We start from the raw sequence: 16,867 nt of genomic DNA on the forward strand, positions 1-16,867 counted from the left end.
CCGGGGTTCGTGGAGTGGTTCGGGTTGGCTGGTGTAGGTGCCGCCGGTGGGGGTGGTGATGGTGATGGTGCCGTTGGGTTTTGGTTCGAATTGCCAGCCGGGTTGGTCTTTGAGGTAGTGGTGTCGTTCGCACCAGCCGCCGAGGTTGGTTTTGTCGGTGTTTCCGCCTTGGGCCCAGTCTTGGGTGTGGTCGATGTCGCCTGCCTGGGTGGGTCGGTTGCAACCTGGTGCTCGGCATTCGCGGTCGCGTATCCGGATGTAGCGGTCGAGGGCGGTGGGTGGGCGGTAGCGGGTGCGGCCGATGTCGGCGGGGAGCCCGGTGATGGGGTCGGTGACGATTCGGCGCCAGGTGGAGTTTTTGCTGTGGGCGATGTCGCGGGCGATGGTGGCGGGGATGGGGCCGTATCCGGCCAGCTGTGCGGGGTCGCTGTTCAAACCGGTCAGGGTGGTGAGGTCGACATACACGAAGATGTCGGCTTTGGGGTCGCTGTGGGTGGTGCCGAGGCAGCGTTCGATCAGGATGTCGGCGCGTAACTGGTCCAGGGTGCGCGGGTCGTCCTTGGTTTTGCGTTTGCGGGCTTCGCGGTCGATGCTGTGGTAGGCGGCGCTGCCCTTTTCCACCGGCACGTCCGCGACCAGAGTGGACATGCCATGGTCTTGGTGGATCAATTGCAGTTGCCGGTCAGCGCGCCTGGCTTTGCATCGAGTTTCATAGCCCGCCTTGTCGATCTTGGCGATCCAGTAGTTCGCCATCTTGCGCAGTGAGGACGGGTTCTTGCCTTGCAACCGGCTGGCCATGATGGCATCGACTTCGCGGGCTTTCTCGTCGCTCAAGTATGCCGTGGGGTCGGCGATCTTGGCGGCTTTCTCTTCGTCGATCACCCCGCCCTCCATGGCCTTCAAGGTCTCAGGCAGCCGTGTGGTGAGCGTCCGTGCGAGCGCTACCTTCTTCGCCGCCTTGTGCTCGGTCAGTTTCAGTATCCAGGCGACTTCGACGGGCACACCGCGGGATCTTCCTTGCAGGTTGTCCAGTTCCGCAATGGCTCTCAACTGACGGGCCTGCGCCTGCGCGATCACCTCCCCTTCCGATTGAATAATGTCTTTCAGGTCTGCAAGTCTGGTGTTTGTTTCCACGTCTCCCATTTTATCGAAAACGGAAGATCAACACCCATCCCGAATGGGTGAATCGGGCACGGCTGCCAGCGCAACCAAAGATGCCCATTCCGTGGGGAACTGTCGCTGGTGACCAACGACGGGAATCGACCCGTGGAGCGACAGTTTCCCACGGCGCGCCGAAGGCGTGCCTGAAACCCAACCCAACTCCCCGATCCGGCAACCATCACCCAAAACTCCACCACGAAGAAGCATACCCAACTTCGCGCCAAGCATTGGTCGTACAATGCACCTCCCCACCCCCCAAATGCGCCCAGGAGAAATCCTCCACCCAATCCACTCGAACCCGGACCCGCCTCAACTCGACCTCCGCCGCCTCCCGGAACAAATCCCGCCCACCGACGACCACCCCATGCGGATCCGGCGCCGCGAACCGTTCCTCGCTCAACGAGATCCCGTTCGGAATCCCCGGAGTGTACGCGTAATAAACCGGCAACTCCCCATACTTCCGGAACAACACCGGCACCCGCACCAGCTCGTCCGCCCGAAGCCCGGTCTCCGCCAGCAGCGAGGAAATCTGCCCATCGATATGCCGCGCCGCCGCCGAGTTCTCCGCCAGCAACCGCGCATCCCCCAGCACCTCGTCCACACTCGGCTTCACTTCGGCACGGGTACCGGCGAACAACCGGGCCGACCCCGCCCCGCGATCCCGGGCCTGGCGCAACAATCCCTCGGCCAGCCGCGGATCCGCGACGAGCAACGTCCAGCCTCGCGCGTTGTCGGCGCGCACGACGTGCAGGGTCTCGTCGGCATGCCCGACCGCCAGCCACGAGGTGTCGATCACCAGCGGCGGCTGCTTTCCCTGTGCCGCCAGCATTCCGACGAACGCCGGATCCGGGCGCCGGTGGTTCCCGGCCGGGGCGCCCGATCCGTAGACGATCCGCCCCAGCGGGTACCCGCGATACGGCGGCAGGGATTCGATGTTCCCGGTCGCGTTGAGCAGATCGATGCCGATATCCCGGCCCGAATCGGTGAACTCCTGCACCACCGCCACATCCGGCCCCCGCAGATCCCGGAACAGCAACCGGCCCGCCGGGCGCAACGTCCGTTCGAGCTTCCCGTCCGGTCCGGGCAGGTTCCACAGGTTCGCCGAGCGGATCGCGACCCGCATGGTCTGCACACCCCACCGCGTCGGCATGCTCGCGACGGCCGGTTCGAACAGGTCCTGCCACCACACGTCGGTCCACCCGCGCGGCGTCCCCGGGATGAACCGGGTTTCCGCACCGGCCGCTCGAGCCGCCCGGCTCAACGTCGAGCTGAACCGATCCCAGTCGCCCGGCACCCACCCCGGCTGAAGACCGCCGGGAGGGGAGCCGGGCCCGGAACCCGGCCGCCCCGCGAGCACCGTCTCCGCGCGCTGAAGATCGTTCTGCAACAACAAGGGAGCCACCCGCATCCGGTGCCGGGCCGAGGTCCGCCGGCCCCGATCCTCGACGGTCAGGCTCACCGTGACCCAGCCGTCCCAGCGTGCCGGGTCGCGCACGATGTCACGCCCCTCCACCGCCAGTTCGACCCCCGAACGCAACTCGGCCGCGGACAGCGTGCCGTCCCCGGGAACCAGGGAGCGGAATTCCCCGTCCCGGCGCACGAAGATCCGGGCGGGCGCCTCGACCCGCACCACCCCGCTGGCCCGATCGCTGAGCCCCGGCCGCGCGCGGACCCCGACCCGCGCGAGATCGGCCTCGTCGGCGGGCCCGTTCACCCGGTCGTCCGCGGCGTCGTTGCAGGCGGCCAACTTCCGGTCGACCTCGGTGCCGACCTGCTCCAGCTCATCCGGTTCGACCCGGCATCGCCGCTGGTCGTCGTCGAGATTGGGCAGCATGATCGTGGCGCCGCGCAGTTCCGGTGCGCCGGAGGCTTCAGCAGCCACGAACGGTCCAGTGGTGGCCACGACGAGCGCGGTGACGATTCCCCAGATCCTCATCTTCCGGACAGTACGAAGGTGGCGGTACCTGGTCGTCCGTCTTCGGGAGGAGATCGGGGTGGACATCGGGTGGACCCCGACACATCCGGCGACACGCCGACCCCAATGCCCGGGGTTGTCGGCCCCCGGTGCTAACAAGGGGCGGTCAGGAGAACTACCGCGAAGGGATGACCATGGAGTGCATCCACTGCACCCGCGGCATCGATCACTGCCACGGCACCCTCATCCTGCACGCCGACGAGCAGGTGGAGTGCAGTGACCTGTCGTGCGGCGACCTCGCCGTGGTCCGCCACGACCTGGTCATCGAGTGCCACACCTTCGCGGGCGGCTGCGGCTGCGTCGTGGAAGAGACCGTGTACTTCGCCCAGGCCTCCTGACCCGGCGGGTCAGGAGTTCACCCGCCCCAGATCCAGGGCGAGCGCCAGCGGCTGATCGGGGTCGAGCCGGATCCCCTGTTCGCGCAGCGTGCCGTCGATCAGCGTCCAGAGCCATTTCGTGAGGTCGGCGGTGAACCGGTCGGCGGTGATCTCGCCCGGATCCCGGAGCCACCGGTTGATCGCGGCCTCGGAGAACGCGATCAGTCCCGCGGTGAACGGGGCGATGTCGCGTGCCGGCAGGTCGGCGGAGCGCAGGAAGTTCCCGAACACCTCGTTCAGGTTGGCCGCGAAGGCGTCCTTGAAGCCGGTCATGGCGGGCGGGTGCGCGGGATCCTCGGCGGCCTGGCGGGAGACGTACCGGTAGAGCTTGTCGTGGGTGGTCAGCCAGCGCACGGCGGTTTCCACCGCTGAGGAGATCAGATCCAGCGGCGTGCGTTCGACCGCCCACACCTGGGACAGTTCCGCCGCCAGCAGGTCGACGATCCGGCGGCAGACGGCGTGGCGGAGGTCCAGTTTGTCGTCGAAGTGCCGGTAGAGCCGCGGCCGGGGCACCCCGGCCCGCGCGGCGATCTGCTCGGTCAGCACGTCCGGCCCGTGCTCCTCGATCGCCTCGATCGCGGCCGCCACGAACTCGGCGCGGCGGCGTTCGCGCTGGCCCTCCCAGCGGAGGGCACGGCCGTCCCGGCCGCCTTTCTTTCGTTCCGACACGGAACGCAACCTACCGCGCACGGCGGTCCGGAGGTGACGCTTGACAAGCGCGCCCGGGCCAGGGAACCTCGCGAATTAGTGAGACGTGGTGTACCGGCTACTTGCGAGAGGTTGAACATGGGCACGAGCGGCTACGAACTGGGGATCGGCCTCGCCGACGAGCACCGGGCACTCGCGGATTCGGTGCGCGGGTTCGCCGAACGGCACCTGGACGCCGCGGCGATCCGTGGTGCGGTGGACGCGAAGAACGAGTGGATGCCGAAGTTCTGGCCCGCCCTCGCCGAGCAGGGGCTGCTCGGCCTGCACGTGCCCGAGGAGCACGGTGGCCAGGGCTTCTCCCTGGTCGAACTCGCGGTCGTGCTGGAGGGCCTGGGCCGGGCCGGTGCGCCGGGCCCGTTCCTGCCGACCGTGCTCGCCGCGGCCGCACTGGTCGCGGCGGACGGCAAGGCGGCCGCCGAACTGCTTCCCGGCCTCACCGACGGCACGGTGACCGCGGCGGTCGGCCTGGAACCCGGCCTGTCCGGCACGCGCACCGCACAGGGACTCGTGGTCCAGGGCACCACGGCTCCGGTGGTGGGCGGTGTGCTCGCCGACGTCCTCGTGTTGCCCGTGCGCACCGACGCGGGCGAGCAGTGGATCGCGGTCGACGCCGATCAGGTCACCGTCACCGAGGCGAGCAGCGTGGACGTCGTCCGCCGGGTGGCCGGGGTCGCGGCCGCCGAGGTCGTCGTCCCGGCCGAACGCGTGCTGGACGGCCTGACCACCGACCGGGTCCGCCAACTGGCGGCGGTGCTGTTCGCCGCCGAGGCGGTCGGGGTCGCCGCCTGGTGCGTTTCGACCGCCGCCGAATACGCCAAGGTCCGCGAGCAGTTCGGCCGGCCGATCGGGCAGTTCCAGGGCGTCAAGCACAAGTGCGCCGGGATGGCGATCCTGCTCGAGCAGGCCCGCGCGCTGGTCTGGGACGCGGTCCGCGCGGTCGCCGCGGGCGAGGACACCGCCGGGTTCGCCGTGGCTTCGGCCGCCGCGACGGCGCCCGAAGCGGCGGTCACCTGCGCCCAGGACTGCATCCAGGTGCTCGGCGGCATCGGCTTCACCTGGGAGCACGACGCGCACCTGTACTACCGGCGCGCGCTGACCCTGCGCGGGGTGCTCGGGGGCCGCCGCGGCTGGACCGCCGAAGTGGCGCGGCAGGCGCTGGCCGGGGTGAGCCGGGAAATCGAGATCGACCTGTCGCCGGAGGCCGAACCGCTGCGGGAACGGATCCGGGCCGAACTCGCCGAGATCGCCGCGATCGACGACCCCGAGGAACGCCTCACCCCGCTCGGCGACGGCGGCTGGGTGCAGCCGCATCTGCCCGAACCGTGGGGCCGGGCCGCCGGTCCCGAGGAACAGATCGTCATCCACCAGGAACTGCGCGAAGCCGGGATCCAGCTGCCCGAACTCGGGCTCGGCGCGTGGGCGGTGCCGCCGATCGCGACCTTCGGCACCGAGGAGCAGAAGCAGCGGTTCGTCGCGACCACGCTGCGCGGAGAGATCTTCTGGTGCCAGCTGTTCAGCGAACCGGGCGCGGGTTCCGATCTGGCCTCGCTGCGCACGCGCGCGGAACGGGTCGAGGACGGCTGGCGGCTGACCGGGCAGAAGATCTGGAACTCGCTCGCCCAGGTGGCGGACTGGGCGATCTGCCTGGCGCGCACCGATCCGGACGTGCCCAAGCACGACGGGATCACCTATTTCGTGGTCGACATGTCCGCGCCGGGCGTCACCGTGCGGCCGCTGAAGGAGATCACCGGCGCGGCGCTGTTCAACGAGGTGTTCCTGGACGACGTGTTCGTACCGGACGACTGCGTGATCGGCGAGGTGAACCAGGGCTGGGCGGTCGCCCGCGCGACGCTGGCCAGTGAGCGCGTCGCGCTGGGCAAGGGCAACGCGCTGTACGCGACGCTGAAGGACCTGCTCGCGTTCGCCCGCGACCGCGAGGTCGGCGAGATCCTGCTCCAGCGGCTCGGTGAACTGGTGTGCGAGAACCAGGCGATCGAGGCGTTGCACGCGCGGACCATCCTCCAGCAACTGTCCGGAATGGACACCAGCACCTCGTCGAACGTGAGCAAGTTCCTCGGCATGCGGTTCGGCCAGAAGATCGCCGAGCTGTGCCAGGACGAGCTCGGCGCGGCCGGGGTGTTCGAGGCGCCCGGGCAGCCCAGCGGCACCTGGATCGACCACCTGCTGTCCAGCCGGGCGATGACGATTTACGGCGGCACCACGGAAATCCAGCTCAACGTGATCGGGGAGCGGCTGCTCGGACTGCCGCGGGACCCGGTCGCCTAGTTCTCGATCGGCGGGTGGCAGAGGATGAAGCCCTCGGCCAGGGTCGCCGCGAACCGGGAGAGCCGTTCCGGCGGGTAGCGCTCCGGATCGTCGAGCGCAGCCGTCCCGCCTCTTCCATCCCCTTGAGTAGCAGCTGGGCGAGGAGTTCGACATCGAGCTCCTCGCCTTGCTCGCGATCCCGCATGAACCACCGGATGATCTCGGTGAACCGCGCCCGCGCCGCCGTCCGTCAGTTCGTGGTGCCCCGCTGATTCAGCGTCCGGTATTCGGCGGCGGTCAGGCGCCCGCTCCCCGGCCCCGCCCCCGACCCGGATCCCGGCGGCGGCAGGAAGGGACCTTTGCTCACGTATTTCCGTAGTAAAGGTCCCTCGCTCTCGTTCAACCGGAGCGAAGGTCCCTTGCTATTTTTTTTGGCGGCCTCCGGGTCAGGCGCTGCGGGGTTCGGGGACGGGGCGCACCGGGGCGGGGCGGAAGGCGTTGGGGGACAGGCCGGTCCAGCGGCGGAAGGCTCGGCGGAAGGCGCTGGGTTCGGAGTAGCCGAGGCGGGCGGCGACCTGGCGCACGGTTTGCCCTTCCTCGGTCAGCGCGGTCACCGCGAGTTCCCGGAGCAGCGTGTCGCGGATCGCCGCGTAGCTGGTGCCTTCCTGGTGCAGGCGGCGCCGGAAGGTCGGCGGGCTGAGGATCAGCCGCGCGGCGATGGCCTCGGCGGAGGGGAGGCGGTCGGGCAGGCTCCGCCGGAGCAGTTCGCGCACCTGGACGGCGAGGGCCGGGGCCGGTCCGATCGGGAGCAGTAGGCTCGCCGGGGCTTCGGCGAGCAGGGTCCGCAGATCGCGTTCGGTGCGGATGACCGGCGCGTCGAGCACGTCGGCGGCGAAGGTCAGGCAGGCCCGGCCGCGGAGGAAGAGCTTCGGCACACCGGAGATCAGGCGGCAGTCCTGCCCCGGCGGCGGCGCGGGATGCGGAAATTCCAAGGAGTGCAAGGGAATCGGTCGGCCGATCAGCCAGCCGCTGAACTGCTGCACGACGAAGAGCGCGGCCTCGATCAGCACCTGGCTGTACTTCTGGTGCATCGGCAGTTCCACCACGAACGACGCGAGCTGCGCGTGCCGGATGACCCGGGGCACGGGCAGCCCGGGGAACAGGCGGTAGAACCGGCACAGCCGCCGCAGCGCGCTCCCGAGATCGCCGCCGTGCACCGCGCCGAGGCACATCGTGGCGAACGCTCCGCGCGGTACCCGCCACGGCGCCAGGCCGAACAGATCGTCGTCGAGTTCCCGGCTCAGGGTGCGCAGCAGCCGCGAGATGCCTTCGCGATCGGTGGCGCTCGGCGGGAAAGTGGCGAGTCCCGAGCATTTCAGCAGTCGACCCAGATCGACCGGTGCGTGGCGCGCACCGGTCACGACGGCGTTGACGAGGCATTCGGGAATCCTGGTCGACACGGGACCTCCTTCGACGCCGCGGCGATATTAACATGCGTACTGGCATGTATGTTTCTCGATCGAGTGAGCGTTCCGGTATCCGCCGGTTGAGCACTCCGGTCCTCTGCGGGCGCGCGCAACCCTACGTAAGTTAGCTCACACGACACGGCAGCGGCGCGGTTCGGGAGGCGGTCGATGGGTCGATGGTGAGCACGCGAACCACCGGACCCCGCATCCCCGGGATCGCGCTGTTCGGGCAGATCGGCCGGGTGGCCGCGCTCTTCCTGGACGTCCTGCGCGCGCTTCCCCAGCGACCGTTCCAGGTGCGGGAGTTCCTGCAGCAGGCCTGGTTCTTCGCCAGCGTCACGATCCTGCCCACCGCGATGGTCTCGATTCCGTTCGGCGCGGTCGTCGCCCTGCAACTGGGTTCGCTGACCCAGCAGATCGGCGCGCAGTCGTTCACCGGTGCGGCCAGCGCGCTGGCGATCATCCAGCAGGCGAGCCCGCTGGTCACCGCCCTCCTCGTCGCGGGCGCCGGGGGCAGCGCGGTGTGCGCGGACATCGGTTCACGCAAGATCCGCGAGGAAATCGACGCGATGGAAGTTCTGGGTGTGAACCCGATTCACCGGCTGATCGTGCCCCGGGTGCTCGCCGCGATGGTGGTGGCCGTCCTGCTCAACGGCCTGGTCAGCGTGGTGGGCGTCGCGGGCGGGTACGCGTTCAACGTGCTGGTGCAGGGCGGCACCCCCGGCGCCTACCTGGCCAGCTTCAGCGCGCTCGCCCAGCTGCCCGATCTGGGCATCTCCTCGATCAAGGCACTGCTCTACGGCCTGGTCGCCGGGGTCGTCGCCGCGGATCGCGGGCTCAATCCGGGCGGTGGCCCCAAAGGCGTCGGGGACGCGGTCAACCAGTCGGTGGTGATCACCTTCCTGGTGCTGTTCCTGATCAACGCGGTGCTCACCGGGATCTATTTACAGCTCGTTCCACCGAAGTTGGTGTGAACCGTGTACACAACCAAAACGCCGGTGCCGCCTGTCATCGACCGAGTCCGCCGACTCGCGGCGGGTCCCAGCGGCGCGCTCGCCGACATGGGCCACCAGTTCGCCTTCTACGGCAAGGTCGTCGCCTGGATTCCCCGGACGCTGCACCGGTACCTGCGGGAAGTGCTGCGGCTGCTCGCGGAGGTCAGCTTCGGTACCGGCGCGCTCGCGGTCATCGGCGGCACGCTCGGCGTGATGATCGGGATGACCCTGTTCACCGGGACGATCGTCGGCCTGCAGGGATATTCGGCGCTGAACCAGCTCGGCACCGGGGCGCTCACCGGATTCTTCACCGCCTACTTCAACACTCGCGAGGTCGCGCCGCTTTCGGCCGGGCTCGCGCTGTCCGCGACGGTCGGCTGCGGATTCACCGCGCAACTGGGCGCGATGCGGATCTCCGAGGAGATCGACGCGCTCGAGGTGATGGGCGTGCCCAGCCTGCCGTACCTGGTCACCACGCGCGTGCTCGCCGGATTGGCGGCGGTGGTGCCGCTCTACGTGATCGGCCTGTTCACCTCCTACCTCGCCTCGCGCCAGATCACCGTGTGGATCTACGGCCAGTCGGCGGGCACCTACGACCACTACTTCAACCTGTTCCTGCCGCCGGAGGACGTGCTCTGGTCGTTCGGCAAGGTGCTGGTGTTCAGCCTGGTGGTGATCATGGGCCACTGCTACTACGGCTACCGCGCCCACGGGGGACCGGCCGGGGTCGGCGTCGCGGTGGGGCGCGCCGTCCGCACCTCGATCGTCGCGCTGACCGTGCTCGACTTCTTCCTCAGCCTGGCGATCTGGGGCGCCGACACCACGGTGAGGATCGCCGGATGATCCGCCGGGCCCGCTACCACCTGCTCGGGATCGCGTTCCTGACGGCCGTGGCGTCCTTCTTCGCGCTCACGATCGCCCTCTACACCAAGGCGTTCACCCAGCTCGTCGCGGTGACCGTGCAGACCGACCGGATCGGCAACCAGATGCGCCCCGGTTCGGACGTGAAGGTCCGCGACGTCGTGGTGGGGCAGGTCGCCGGAATCGAATCGGACGGGGAGCGCGCGACGTTGTCCCTGGCCTTGGCGCCGGACAAGGCGGCGGCGATCCCGGCGAATGTCACCGCTCGCTTCCTGCCCAAAACCCTTTTCGGGGAAAGGTTCGTGTCCCTGGAGGTGCCCGAGCGACCGGCTGGAACGCTCACCGACGGCGCGGTGATCGGCCAGGACCGCAGCCGCAACGCGGTGGAGACCGAGAAGGTTCTCGACGACCTCATGCCGGTGCTGCAGGCGGTCCAGCCGGAGAAGCTGTCCGCCACGTTGAACGCCGTGTCGACCGCGCTGCACGGGCGGGGTGGCACGCTCGGCGAGACGCTCGGCATGCTCGACGGCTACCTGCGCGAACTCCTGCCCTCGCTCCCGGATCTCACCGCCGTGCTCGCCGACACCGCGCCGGTGGCCGACCTCTACCACCGCGCCGGACCCGATCTGCTGGCCGCGCTGTCCGATCTGACCACCACCAGCCAGACCATCGCGCGGCAGCGAACCGCCTTGCAGACCCTGTTCGGCACGGTCACCACCGCGGCGATCGACGTGACGAACTTCGTCGCCGCCAACAAGGAGAACGTCATCCGGCTCGCCGCCGACAGCCGTCCGGCCGCGGAACTGCTCGCCCGGTACGCGCCGGAGTACCCCTGCCTGCTGCGGCAGATCGCGGACACCGTGCCCCTCGCCGAAGCCGTCACCGGACGCGGCACCGACCATCCCGGGGTGCTCTCGTTCACCATGGAGATCACCTCCAGCCGCGGCCAGTACCTGCCCGGCCGGGACACCCCGCGCTACGACGACCACCGCGGCCCGCGCTGCTACGACCTCCCGGCGCCGGGCGAAAAGGCCCCGCCCTACCCGCCCGAGGGCGCCTTCGCCGACGGCGCCTCGAAACCGGCCGTCAAACCTTCCGGTGGGGGCGGCGGAGGTTCGGCCGGATCGCTCGCGCATTCCCCCGCGGAACGGGACCTGATCGCCGTGCTGCTGGCGCCCCGGCTCGGCGTGCCGCCGCGGGACGTGCCCGGCTGGAGCAGCCTCCTGGTCGGACCGCTCTACCGCGGGGCGGAGGTGACCGTGCGATGAGGGGACTCACCGGGCCGGTGCTCAAACTGGCCGTGTTCGCCGCGGTCACGCTCTTCCTCACCGGTCTGCTCGGGGTGACCGTCGCGAACGTCCATTTCGGACCATCGACGGACTACCGGGCGCAGTTCAGCGACGTGCTGGGACTCAACGAAGGCGACGACGTACGGATGTCCGGGGTCAAGGTGGGCAAGGTCACCGGCATCAGGACGGCGGATCCGCGGTACGCCGAGGTCCGGTTCAGCATCGAGGACGGCCGGCCCATCGCCGCCGACGCGACCGCCGCGTTGCGGTACCGGAACCTGATCGGCCAGCGCTACCTGGCACTCGACTCGGACGCGCCGCGACCGGGCGGCGAGCTCGCACCGGGTGGCACGATCCCGGTTTCCCGTACGAAACCCGCGATCAACCTGACCGAGCTGTTCAACGGTTTCAAACCTCTTTTCCAGACCCTGAAACCGAACGACGTCAACCAGCTCGCCGGGGAGATCATCCAGGTCCTGCAGGGGGAGGGCGGCACGATCGACGGCGTGCTCGCGCACACCGCGTCGCTCACGTCCACTTTGGCCGGTCGGGACCGGGTGATCGGCGCGGTGATCGACAACCTCAACCGGGTGCTGGACACGGTGAACTCGCGCAGCGCCGAGCTTTCCGGCCTGATCACGCAGACCCAGGCACTCGTCTCCGGACTCGCCGAGCAGCGCGAACCCATCGGCGAGGCGGTGAGCGGACTCGGGGAACTGGCGGACAGCACGTCCGGCCTGCTCGCCCAGGCCCGCACCCCGCTCAAGGAGAGCATCACCGCGCTCGGCGGGCTCGCCAGGAACCTCAACGATTCGGCGCCGCTGGTGGAGCAGTTCCTGCGCACGCTCCCGGAGAAGGCCCGAATCCTGACCCGGGTGGGCAGCTACGGAAGCTGGCTGAACTTCTACCTGTGCGGGTTCACCGGGGAGATCGGGCTGAACGCCTTCCACGTGAACCTGCCGATCCTGCCCCTGCCCGCCACCACCAGCGCGCCGAGGTGCCGCCCGTGAAATCCTTCCGCGAACGCAATCTGCCCCTGCTCGGAGTGGTGTCCACCGCGGTGGTCGCGCTCGCCGTGCTGGCCGCGCTCAACGCGGACAAGCTGCCGTTCCTCGGCGGCGGCACCACCTACGCGGCCGAGTTCGCCGAAGCCGCCGGCCTGGACGATCAGGCGGAGGTGCGGGTCACCGGCGTGAAGGTCGGCGAAGTGTCCGATGTGGAGCTCGAAGGCGACCACATCCGGGTCGAGTTCACCGTTTCCGGCGTGCCGATCGGCGACCGGACGACCGCATCCATCGAGATCAAAACCCTGCTGGGCCAGAAGTACGTCTCGCTCAGCCCGGCGGGCGACACGCCGCAGGATCCGGCGGAACCGATTCCCCGCGGGCGAACCCGGGTCCCCTACGACCTCGGTTCGGTGGTCAACGATCTGACGAATTCGGTGGGACAGCTGGACAGCGCCCAGCTGGCGCGGAGCTTCCAGGTCATCTCGGACACCTTCGCCGGCAGCACGGGGCCGGTACGGGAGGCCCTCGACGGGTTGTCCGCGCTGTCCAAGACGATCTCCTCGCGCGACACCGAACTCGCCACCCTGCTGCGCAACGCGAGCCAGGTGACCACCACGGTGGCCGATCGGGACGCCGAGTTCCGGCGGTTGCTCACCGACGGCCAGGCGCTGCTCGGGGAGATCCAGTACCGCAAGGACGCCATCGGGCGGTTACTCACCGCGACCAGGAACCTCGCCGGTCACCTCAGCGGTGTCGTCGCGGACAACCGGGGCCGCGTCGGACCCGCGCTGACCGAACTGGGCCGGGTCACCGATCTGTTGCAGCGCAACCAGGACAATCTCGCCGAGGGGCTGCGGAACTTCGCGCCCCTGGCCCGCACCGGCGTCAACGCGCTGGGCAACGGGCGCTGGGTGGAGGTCTACCTGTGCGGGCTGCTGCCGCCGAACGTCAACTTCGGACCGCTCTCGATGAACCCGCACGGCTGCCTGGGGGACCGATGACCGCGCGGACCAGAGCGGAACTGTCCGCCTACCGGATCGCGGCGGTCGCCTGCGTCGCGCTGCTGGTCCTGGCGACCGCGCTGTGGTGGCTCACCCGGGCGGGCGGCGGCACCGCGGTGACCGCGTATTTCGGCAACGCGGTCGGCGTGTACCCGGGTTCGGACGTGCGCGTGCTCGGGATGAAGGTCGGCACGATCGACGCGGTCGTACCGCAGGGCCCCCAGGTGAAGGTCGAGATGACCGTCGACGACGGGGTGCGGATCCCGGCGAACGCGAGCGCGGTCGTCGTCGCGCCGACCCTGGTCAGCGACCGGTACGTGCAGCTCACCCCGGTCTACACCGGCGGCGAGGTGCTGCGGTCGGGGACCGCGATCCAGCGCGACCGCACCGCCACCCCGGTCGAACTGGACGAGATGACCCGCAGCCTGGAACGGCTCGCCGCCGCGCTCGGGCCCGACGGGGCGAACGCGCGGGGCGCGCTCTCCGGCGCGCTGAACACCGGGGCCGCGGTGCTCGACGGCAACGGGCAGCGGCTCGGCGACACCCTCGCGCGGCTCGGCGAGGCGGCCGCGACGCTGGAGAACTCGAAGGGTGATCTGTTCGCCACGGTCGACGGGCTGGCCCGGTTCAGCCGGACCCTGGCCGAAAGCGACACGCAACTGCGCGGGCTGTCCGGGCAGCTCGCCGACGTCACCGGTTTCCTCGCCGGTGAGCGCGAGAACCTGGGCGCGGCGATGGGATCGATCGCCACCGCGCTGACCGAGGTGCACGATTTCCTCGCGGCCAACCGCGGCCAGATCCAGTCCAATGTAGACAAGTTGACCGGGATCACGCAGGCGCTGGTCGACCAGCGCGGCGCGCTCGCCGAGATCCTCGACGTGGCGCCGCTGGCCGCCGCGAACTCGATCAACTCCTACGATCCGGCGTCGGGCACCCTGCAGGCCAGGGCGAACCTCAACGAACTCACCAGCCCGCCCGTGCTCATGGTGTGCCAGTTGCTGCGCCAGGGCGCGCCGGAACAGGTACCCCAATTCCTGTTCGACGCCTGCGAGAAGGTCGCGCCCATCCTGGACGGCACGCTCAAACTGCCGTCGGTCGCGGAGACCCTGGGCGCGATTCAGGCGGGCAAGCTGCCGCCGTTGCCGCTGCCGCTGGTGCACACCCCGGGTGGCGCCACGATCGTCGCCCCGCCCGAAGGTGGTGGACCGTGAGGTGGTCGCTGGTGTGGTGCGCGGTGGCGCTGGCGGCCACCGGGTGCAGTGGCGTCCGCGATCTGACGCTGCCCGGCGGCGCGGACGTCGGCGAGCACCCGTACCAGGTGAAGGTGCTGTTCGCCGAGGTCGCGGACCTGGTGCCGCAGGCGGCGGTCAAGGTCAACGACGTTCCGGTCGGGCGCGTGGACGCCATCTCCCTGGAACGCGACAACCACACCGTCGCGGTGACGGTTTCGCTCAACCGCGCGGTCACGCTCCCGGCGAACGCGACCGGCCGGTTGCGCCAGTCGAGCCTGCTCGGGGAGAAGTTCGTCGACCTGGCACCGCCTGCCGGGCAGGCGCCCCGGGGCACGCTGACCGACGGGGCGGTGATCGGCCTGGATCGCACCGCCAAGAGCACCGAGGTGGAGCAGGTGCTCGGCGCGCTGTCGCTGCTGCTGGGCGGTGGTGGCCTGGAGCAGGCCCAGTCCATCACCGAGGAACTGAACGCCGCGATGTCCGGCAACACCGGCCGGATCCGCTCCCTGCTGTCCGATGTGCACACTTTGGCGTCTACTTTGGACGCTCAGCAGGGGAACATCACCCGCGCGCTGGACAGCGTGGCGCGGTTGTCCGGCACCCTGGCCGGGCAGCGCGATTCCATCGCGGGCGCGCTGGACCACCTGGCGCCGGGGATGCGGGTGATCACCGAGCAACGCGATCAGCTCGTCGGCATGCTGCAGGCCCTCGACCGGCTCTCCGCGGTCGCGGTGGACACGGTCGAGAAGAGCCGCGACGATCTGGTGGCCGATCTGCGCGCGGTCGAGCCCACGCTGCGCAAGCTCGCGGAGGCGGGTGACGCGCTGCCCCGATCGTTGCAGCTGCTGTTCACCTACCCGTTGCCGGATTCGGTGCTGGACGCGGTGAAAGGCGACTACGTCAACGGTCAGATCAAGGCGGACCTCAAACTCGACGAACTCCTCGGGAACATCACCAGTTCACCGCATCCGGTCATCCCGCTGCCCGGGACCACCCCGACCCCGAACCCGGCCGGTGCGGTGCCGCCGATCGCGCCGCCGCTCCCGCTGCCGCCCGTGGGCGGGAGCCAGGACGGCGGGTTGCTCGGCACCTTGCTCGGTGGCCTGCTGGGAGGTTCGTGATGTTGCTGCGGCGCACCCGGATCCAGATCGCGGTGTTCTTCGTGATCGCGGTGCTGAGCGTGGGATACGCGGGCTGGCGGTACGCCGGGCTGGACCGGTTGTTCGGACATCGCGGGTACCTGGTTTCGGTGGAACTCACCCGGGGCGGCGGGATCTTCCCGGGTGCGGACGTCACCTACCGCGGGGTGAGCGTCGGGCGGGTGACCGAGATCCGGCTCACCGGCTCCGGTGTCGAGGCCCGTCTCGACCTGGATCCGGACGCGCCCCGGGTGCCCGCTTCGGCGAAGGCGGTGGTGGCCAACCGGTCCGCGATCGGGGAGCAGTACCTCGACCTGCGGCCGGAGGCCGATGGCGCGCCCTTCCTCGGTGACGGGGATCGGATCGCGCAGCGGGAGAGCACCCTGCCGCCCCGGCCCGAACAACTCCTCGCCACCACCGACGCGCTCCTGACCAGCCTGCCGACCGACTCGCTGCGCACGGTCGTCGACGAGCTGGACAAGGCGTTCTCGGGAAGTGGCCCGGAACTGCAACGCATTCTGGACGCGACCGCCGCGTTCCTGCCGACCGCGATCGAGCACTTGCCGCAGACCAAATCGCTGCTGGCCGATGGGCGAACCGTGCTGGCCACCCAACGGGACCTCGCCGAACCGATCACCACGTTCGGCGGCGACCTGCGAGCCCTGGCCGCCCAGCTCAAGACCTCGGATCCGGATCTGCGCCGCCTCGTCAACGCGAGCCCGCCGCTGGCCAGGCAGGCGAGCGAGATCCTGGCGCAGTCCGGTTCGGACTTCTCGGTGGTGTTCGCGAACCTCCTCACCACGGCCCAGATCCTGAAGACCCGGGTGGACGGCCTGGAACAGGGCCTGATCCTCTACCCGTACCTCCCGGTGATCGGCCGGTCGGCCCTCCCCGGCGACGGCACGGCCCACCTCGGCCTGGTGCTCACCGCGTTCAACCCGCCGTCGTGCACCAAGGGATACGAAGGCACCCGCCACCGCCCCGGATCCGATCTCACCGACGCCGAACCGAACCGGAACGCCTACTGCGCCGAACCGCCGGGCAGCCCGATCGGCGTGCGCGGCGCCCAGAACGCCCCCTACGGCGGCGTCCCGCGAGACGTGCCGGTGCCCGCGGCCAGCCAACCGGCCACCGACTCCCCGGCCCTGCCGGGAATCCTCGGCTCGGCCCCACCCCTGCTCACCGGCCTGGCCGCCCTGCTGGGCCTGCGCTGAGCCCGCGAGTTCCCCGTTCGGGCAAGCGAATTGCACACTCAGGTAAGCGAGTTGCACGTTCAGGTTTCCCGGCAGGCCTTCCCGCGCGGTGCTTCGAAGCCCCCCAGTGGAGTTTTCCAGTGTGGCCGCCCTGTGTCGTGGTGGCTGTGTTCCGGAACGGGGAACTCACTCGACCGA

14 protein-coding genes are annotated in these 16,867 nt (G+C 69.8%); 10 read left to right on the forward strand and 4 right to left on the reverse strand.

Annotated features, from left to right (window positions below):
• Both FXO23_RS37275 and FXO23_RS37280 read right to left on the reverse strand, forming a co-directional pair.
• Positions 1-1,143 (reverse strand): DUF222 domain-containing protein (locus FXO23_RS37275; protein ID WP_158891178.1); only part of this gene is annotated, 1,143 nt, incomplete at its 3' end.
• A 196-nt stretch (positions 1,144-1,339) separates the two neighbouring features.
• Positions 1,340-3,097: a protein-arginine deiminase family protein gene (locus tag FXO23_RS37280; RefSeq protein WP_158891180.1), complete on the reverse strand. Its 1,758-nt coding sequence runs from the start codon at positions 3,095-3,097 to the stop codon at positions 1,340-1,342.
• A gap of 167 nt (positions 3,098-3,264) precedes the next feature.
• Here FXO23_RS37280 and FXO23_RS37285 point away from each other — a divergent pair, with 167 nt between their 5' ends.
• Positions 3,265-3,474 carry a hypothetical protein gene (locus tag FXO23_RS37285; RefSeq protein ID WP_343034549.1) on the forward strand — a complete coding sequence of 70 codons (210 nt, stop codon included), beginning with the start codon at positions 3,265-3,267 and terminating at the stop codon, positions 3,472-3,474.
• 9 nt (positions 3,475-3,483) lie between these two features.
• On the opposite strand, the gene FXO23_RS37290 is transcribed toward FXO23_RS37285, so the two are convergent.
• A complete protein-coding gene (locus tag FXO23_RS37290; RefSeq protein ID WP_158891182.1) occupies positions 3,484-4,182 on the reverse strand; it encodes a TetR/AcrR family transcriptional regulator in 699 nt (232 codons plus the stop codon).
• 117 nt (positions 4,183-4,299) lie between these two features.
• Here FXO23_RS37290 and FXO23_RS37295 point away from each other — a divergent pair, with 117 nt between their 5' ends.
• Positions 4,300-6,507 carry an acyl-CoA dehydrogenase family protein gene (locus FXO23_RS37295; RefSeq protein ID WP_158891184.1) on the forward strand — a complete coding sequence of 736 codons (2,208 nt, stop codon included), beginning with the start codon at positions 4,300-4,302 and terminating at the stop codon, positions 6,505-6,507.
• A 425-nt stretch (positions 6,508-6,932) separates the two neighbouring features.
• Here the strand turns inward: FXO23_RS37295 and FXO23_RS37300 are convergent, their stop codons facing one another.
• Entirely contained in the window at positions 6,933-7,946 is a 1,014-nt protein-coding gene (locus FXO23_RS37300; protein WP_158891186.1) for a helix-turn-helix domain-containing protein, read from the reverse strand.
• A gap of 182 nt (positions 7,947-8,128) precedes the next feature.
• On the opposite strand from FXO23_RS37300, the gene FXO23_RS37305 reads away from it, so the two are divergent.
• The 8 genes from FXO23_RS37305 to FXO23_RS37340 are packed head-to-tail and all read left to right on the forward strand — an operon-like array spanning position 8,129 to position 16,690.
• Positions 8,129-8,926 carry an MlaE family ABC transporter permease gene (locus FXO23_RS37305; protein ID WP_158891188.1) on the forward strand — a complete coding sequence of 266 codons (798 nt, stop codon included), beginning with the start codon at positions 8,129-8,131 and terminating at the stop codon, positions 8,924-8,926.
• Between the two features lie 3 nt (positions 8,927-8,929).
• Positions 8,930-9,790 carry an MlaE family ABC transporter permease gene (locus tag FXO23_RS37310; RefSeq protein WP_425484943.1) on the forward strand — a complete coding sequence of 287 codons (861 nt, stop codon included), beginning with the start codon at positions 8,930-8,932 and terminating at the stop codon, positions 9,788-9,790.
• Positions 9,787-11,076 carry an MCE family protein gene (locus FXO23_RS37315; protein ID WP_158891190.1) on the forward strand — a complete coding sequence of 430 codons (1,290 nt, stop codon included), beginning with the start codon at positions 9,787-9,789 and terminating at the stop codon, positions 11,074-11,076. Before FXO23_RS37310 ends, FXO23_RS37315 begins: the two co-directional genes overlap by 4 nt.
• Positions 11,073-12,107 (forward strand): MCE family protein, encoded by a 1,035-nt coding sequence (locus FXO23_RS37320; RefSeq protein WP_158891192.1) that lies wholly within the window; start codon positions 11,073-11,075, stop codon positions 12,105-12,107. Before FXO23_RS37315 ends, FXO23_RS37320 begins: the two co-directional genes overlap by 4 nt.
• Complete coding sequence (locus tag FXO23_RS37325; protein WP_158891194.1) at positions 12,104-13,105, forward strand: MCE family protein; 1,002 nt, start codon at positions 12,104-12,106, stop codon at positions 13,103-13,105. Before FXO23_RS37320 ends, FXO23_RS37325 begins: the two co-directional genes overlap by 4 nt.
• Complete coding sequence (locus tag FXO23_RS37330; protein ID WP_158891196.1) at positions 13,102-14,316, forward strand: MCE family protein; 1,215 nt, start codon at positions 13,102-13,104, stop codon at positions 14,314-14,316. Before FXO23_RS37325 ends, FXO23_RS37330 begins: the two co-directional genes overlap by 4 nt.
• The gene (locus FXO23_RS37335) at positions 14,313-15,458 is read left to right on the forward strand and encodes an MCE family protein (RefSeq protein ID WP_158891198.1); all 1,146 of its coding nucleotides are present in this window, start codon (positions 14,313-14,315) and stop codon (positions 15,456-15,458) included. Before FXO23_RS37330 ends, FXO23_RS37335 begins: the two co-directional genes overlap by 4 nt.
• Complete coding sequence (locus FXO23_RS37340) at positions 15,458-16,690, forward strand: MCE family protein (protein WP_158891200.1); 1,233 nt, start codon at positions 15,458-15,460, stop codon at positions 16,688-16,690. The genes FXO23_RS37335 and FXO23_RS37340 overlap by 1 nt, the downstream gene beginning before the upstream one ends.
• The last annotated feature ends 177 nt before the right edge of the window (positions 16,691-16,867 follow it).

Origin of the sequence: Amycolatopsis anabasis (assembly GCF_009765355.1) — a bacterium.
In the GTDB taxonomy this organism is placed as follows: Bacteria; Actinomycetota; Actinomycetes; order Mycobacteriales; family Pseudonocardiaceae; genus Amycolatopsis; species Amycolatopsis anabasis.

Excerpts from the sequence above, each read along its gene's own strand:
- FXO23_RS37280 (WP_158891180.1), bottom strand. The coding sequence starts at position 3,097 with ATGAGGATCTGGGGAATCGTCACCGCGCTCGTCGTGGCCACCACTGGA.
- FXO23_RS37285 (WP_343034549.1), top strand. The coding sequence starts at position 3,265 with ATGACCATGGAGTGCATCCACTGCACCCGCGGCATCGATCACTGCCAC.
- FXO23_RS37295 (WP_158891184.1), top strand. The coding sequence starts at position 4,300 with ATGGGCACGAGCGGCTACGAACTGGGGATCGGCCTCGCCGACGAGCAC.
- FXO23_RS37305 (WP_158891188.1), top strand. The coding sequence starts at position 8,129 with ATGGTGAGCACGCGAACCACCGGACCCCGCATCCCCGGGATCGCGCTG.
- FXO23_RS37315 (WP_158891190.1), top strand. The coding sequence starts at position 9,787 with ATGATCCGCCGGGCCCGCTACCACCTGCTCGGGATCGCGTTCCTGACG.
- FXO23_RS37320 (WP_158891192.1), top strand. The coding sequence starts at position 11,073 with ATGAGGGGACTCACCGGGCCGGTGCTCAAACTGGCCGTGTTCGCCGCG.
- FXO23_RS37330 (WP_158891196.1), top strand. The coding sequence starts at position 13,102 with ATGACCGCGCGGACCAGAGCGGAACTGTCCGCCTACCGGATCGCGGCG.
- FXO23_RS37340 (WP_158891200.1), top strand. The coding sequence starts at position 15,458 with ATGTTGCTGCGGCGCACCCGGATCCAGATCGCGGTGTTCTTCGTGATC.